Origin of the sequence: Rickettsia sp. TH2014, assembly GCF_019249195.1 — a bacterium.
Classification (GTDB): Bacteria; Pseudomonadota; Alphaproteobacteria; order Rickettsiales; family Rickettsiaceae; genus Rickettsia; species Rickettsia felis.
Map to the genome: position 1 here is coordinate 1 of NZ_MXAX01000056.1, position 4,689 is coordinate 4,689.

Here is a 4,689-nt window from a genome sequence, read left to right on the forward strand (position 1 = left end):
TCTAAACTGCAATACGGAGGCACGACCTGATTTAGTAATAATTTGGACTTTTCTTCAAAATGAAGCAAGAAAAGTTTTTAAAGAGAAGCTACCCTTAGATGATGATACTTGGGATAGAGCAAGAGGCTGGGCTTTGTGGAAAGCTTTAATTGCTCCATTAGATGGTCTTTATGCTGTTAAGAATTTACAAATTATTCATGATATTTTATATGAGCATGAAAAGTTATGATTTAGATAGGTATTTATTAAATACTATATCAATGAGTAAAGATATATGCACAGTATATAATAAAGAATATTAGCATTAGTTATGATTAGATTTTAACTAAAGTTTTGTAATGATTATAAGCTGTAAAAGCAGGATCTAAATTAGATATATAGAACAAAAATAAAAAAAATAAAATAATTTCAAAATTGTAGTTGACAGGGCTGATTATATTGCATATAACTACACCTATTCCAAAGCGATAAATGAAAAAAAGTCGCAGCTGTTTTTAAAAGTAAATAATTAGATATAGATAGTGACAGTAAACATGTACATATCACAAAAGTGGTAATTAAACCTGTCAATTTTTTAAAGTAAAACTGACAGAATCAAACTTGAGAGTTTGATCCTGGCTCAGAACGAACGCTATCGGTATGCTTAACACATGCAAGTCGGACGGACCAATTGGGGCTTGCCCCAATTAGTTAGTGGCAGACGGGTGAGTAACACGTGGGAATCTGCCCATCAGTACGGAATAACTTTTAGAAATAAAAGCTAATACCGTATATTCTCTACGGAGGAAAGATTTATCGCTGATGGATGAGCCCGCGCCAGATTAGGTAGTTGGTGAGGTAACGGCTCACCAAGCCGACGATCTGTAGCTGGTCTGAGAGGATGATCAGCCACACTGGGACTGAGACACGGCCCAGACTCCTACGGGAGGCAGCAGTGGGGAATATTGGACAATGGGCGAAAGCCTGATCCAGCAATACCGAGTGAGTGATGAAGGCCTTAGGGTTGTAAAGCTCTTTTAGCAAGGAAGATAATGACGTTACTTGCAGAAAAAGCCCCGGCTAACTCCGTGCCAGCAGCCGCGGTAAGACGGAGGGGGCTAGCGTTGTTCGGAATTACTGGGCGTAAAGAGTGCGTAGGCGGTTTAGTAAGTTGGAAGTGAAAGCCCGGGGCTTAACCTCGGAATTGCTTTCAAAACTACTAATCTAGAGTGTAGTAGGGGATGATGGAATTCCTAGTGTAGAGGTGAAATTCTTAGATATTAGGAGGAACACCGGTGGCGAAGGCGGTCATCTGGGCTACAACTGACGCTGATGCACGAAAGCGTGGGGAGCAAACAGGATTAGATACCCTGGTAGTCCACGCCGTAAACGATGAGTGCTAGATATCGGAAGATTCTCTTTCGGTTTCGCAGCTAACGCATTAAGCACTCCGCCTGGGGAGTACGGTCGCAAGATTAAAACTCAAAGGAATTGACGGGGGCTCGCACAAGCGGTGGAGCATGCGGTTTAATTCGATGTTACGCGAAAAACCTTACCAACCCTTGACATGGTGGTCGCGGATCGCAGAGATGCTTTCCTTCAGCTCGGCTGGACCACACACAGGTGTTGCATGGCTGTCGTCAGCTCGTGTCGTGAGATGTTGGGTTAAGTCCCGCAACGAGCGCAACCCTCATTCTTATTTGCCAGCGGGTAATGCCGGGAACTATAAGAAAACTGCCGGTGATAAGCCGGAGGAAGGTGGGGACGACGTCAAGTCATCATGGCCCTTACGGGTTGGGCTACACGCGTGCTACAATGGTGTTTACAGAGGGAAGCAAGACGGCGACGTGGAGCAAATCCCTAAAAGACATCTCAGTTCGGATTGTTCTCTGCAACTCGAGAGCATGAAGTTGGAATCGCTAGTAATCGCGGATCAGCATGCCGCGGTGAATACGTTCTCGGGCCTTGTACACACTGCCCGTCACGCCATGGGAGTTGGTTTTACCTGAAGGTGGTGAGCTAACGCAAGAGGCAGCCAACCACGGTAAAATTAGCGACTGGGGTGAAGTCGTAACAAGGTAGCCGTAGGGGAACCTGCGGCTGGATTACCTCCTTAAAGACTAAATTAGTACATTGCTTATATTTATATAAGTAATTACTCAGTCCAAATATTTACTGTCACTATCTTTAACTAATTGTTTGCTTTTAACTACTAAGCAGTTTCTTCTACAGATCTTAAAATCTTTCTATAACATCTTCCCAAGTCATACGATAAAACTACTTTTAGCAGCTTTGTTATAGCTATTAGTTAGCAATAAGATAATATACAATATATAATTGACATATCAACTTTAACTTTATTTAAAGTACTAAATAATTAATTTAAAGGTATAAAATGAAACTGTATAAACTTGTTACTATATTAATGAGTACCATAATCTTGAGCGGTTGTGCTACAATTTTTTCCGGTACGACTCAAGATATTCATGGTAAGGTTATAGATAATAAGAATAACGCTACTTTAGAAAATGTAATATGTACTGTTTCCGATGGTACGGGAGGAAGTTATGCCTTACAAAATAATCCAGGGATAGTAAAGGTACGTAGAACTTCAGGGGCAGTGTTAGTTGATTGTAAAAAAGAAGGATATAAACAACTTAATATTGCTGTTGGAGATAATTTTAATAGCGTAACTCTTATTAACGTGTTGTTTTGGCCAGGGTTTATTGTAGATGCCTTAAGTGGATCATATAAAAAATATCCTTCTCATTATTTAGTAGCAATGGAGAATATTGCTCCTTGTGCGAAATAAGAAATTATTTATATTTTAAATAATTGCGAGGAAAAATTGAAAATTTTGATGAAGCAATCTAATTAAATTCTGAATTACCATGCCCTCTACGTTTGCGGTGTTGTCGCATGGCTCAAAAATGCGTTTTATGTCATTCCTGCGAAAGCGGAAATGATATAAATAAATCATGCAACAATGCTTACGTTCATTCGCTAATAGCGATATCTGTTGATAGTTAGCAATACCTGTCAACAGAATCTAGTAATTCTTGACATATTTTTATATTAATAATATCTTTCTATTAAAATTTGGGAGATATTTAGATTAACTTATGAAAATAGCTAAATCACAGGCAAAGATACTTTTTTTCAGCATTAGATGAATGGAATAATACCGGTTTACTTGATGATAATACGACTATATTACTTAAAATCGATATGGAAATATTAAATTTTGATTGGAAGAAATTAGCTAGATATTCTTTTTAGATTTCTTTAATATGTATAGTTATTGCTATTAATGCTATTTTGTCTGATCGTTATCTACGAGAATTATTAGAATATATTTTTAATGCCCCGTATCTGCTGAAATTTATTACCTTATCAACTTTATCGGGAATAATATATTTTGTTGGTTTTAAAAGACAGCAACAAAAACCAGAGAAAATTTTTAGCAATGGGGTAATATTATTTTTAGGGGTCTTAACCACTGCTTGTGCTATTTATCAACTAGGAAAAGCATTTGATTCAGGGAGTGGACATTTTTCCATTTTATTGCTTTTATCTTTTATTGTTTATGCCATATTAGGATATTTCTCTAAATCAAATTTAATTTGGTGCTTTGCTTTAATTTCACTAGGTAGTTGGATGGGAGCAGAAACCGGGTATATGTCAGGATGGGGAGCATATTACTTAGGTATGAATTATCCATTACGTTTTATATTATTTGGAGGAATCTTAACATTTTCTGCTCTTGCACTAGAGGAAAATAAAAAATTCAATCATTTTACTCAAGTAACTCTTGTAATTGGTTTATTATATTCATTTATTGCAATGTGGTTATTATCAATATTTGGAAATTATGACCCTGAAGATTATAGCACCTGGCGGTTGGTAAAGCCGATAGAATTATTTCATTGGTCTTTATTATTTGCCTTAATGTCCGGAGCAGCTATTTATCACGGTTTAAAACAAGATAATTCGATAACTAAAGGATTTGGAGTTACTTTTTATTTATTAATTTATATACAAGATTTTTTGAATATTTTTGGAATACAACTCATAAAGCAGTATTTTTTACAATTCTAAGAATAAGCTTTTGGCGGCTTGGAAACAAAGCGGAGAAAATTTGGAATCTTACTGCAAAAAAATAATTAATATATACAAGTTCTGCTATTGTAAGGAACGTATATATTCAGATGGAACTTAAAAAAACTAGCAGCAATATCTTTGTAAGCTCTTGGATGCTGAACATTTAATAACTGTTGTCATTCTTCATCTTGTGAACTCTTTGCTTTTTTAGCTGCAAATTATAAGAAAGTAGTTTTTAAGCAATAATATATAAATTAATTATTTTTAATTCACAAAATTTCTTAATAAAACATAATAAATATCCTACAATAATATTAAAAAACATTAAGGGCAAAATATATGAATTATTTAGGATATGGTGGTATTTCTCTTGGAACAATACTTGCAATAGTAATATCGTTTAATGTGAATAAATCAATATTATGGGCTATCATTCATGGATTTTTTGGATGATTTTATATAGTATATTATTTGTTATTTAGAAAATAAACTTCTTGCATAACCCCCTTTTAAAGATGATTTGTACGTTAATCCAGTATTGCCGCGTAGACCTGCTTTTCGTCACTGCGAGAAGAACTACGTAGTAATTCGACGAAGCAATCCAGTAAA

Annotated in this window: 2 protein-coding genes, 1 rRNA gene and 1 pseudogene; all 4 read left to right on the forward strand. The window is 35.9% G+C overall.

What is annotated here, in order from left to right:
- A pseudogene (locus KYQ89_RS00825) lies at nt 1-229 on the forward strand (hypothetical protein); the annotation flags it as partial.
- A gap of 367 nt (nt 230-596) precedes the next feature.
- Nucleotides 597-2,095 (forward strand): 16S ribosomal RNA (locus KYQ89_RS00830).
- Nucleotides 2,096-2,374: 279 nt separating this feature from the next.
- On the forward strand, nt 2,375-2,791 hold the full coding sequence (locus tag KYQ89_RS00835) for a hypothetical protein (RefSeq protein WP_218459933.1): 417 nt from the start codon (nt 2,375-2,377) through the stop codon (nt 2,789-2,791).
- A 506-nt stretch (nt 2,792-3,297) separates the two neighbouring features.
- The gene (locus tag KYQ89_RS00840) at nt 3,298-4,077 is read left to right on the forward strand and encodes a hypothetical protein (RefSeq protein ID WP_256621167.1); all 780 of its coding nucleotides are present in this window, start codon (nt 3,298-3,300) and stop codon (nt 4,075-4,077) included.
- Nucleotides 4,078-4,689 lie beyond the last annotated feature (612 nt).

What these genes read in the sequence shown, in the direction of transcription:
- KYQ89_RS00835 (WP_218459933.1), top strand. Translation starts at nt 2,375, where the DNA reads ATGAAACTGTATAAACTTGTTACTATATTAATGAGTACCATAATCTTG.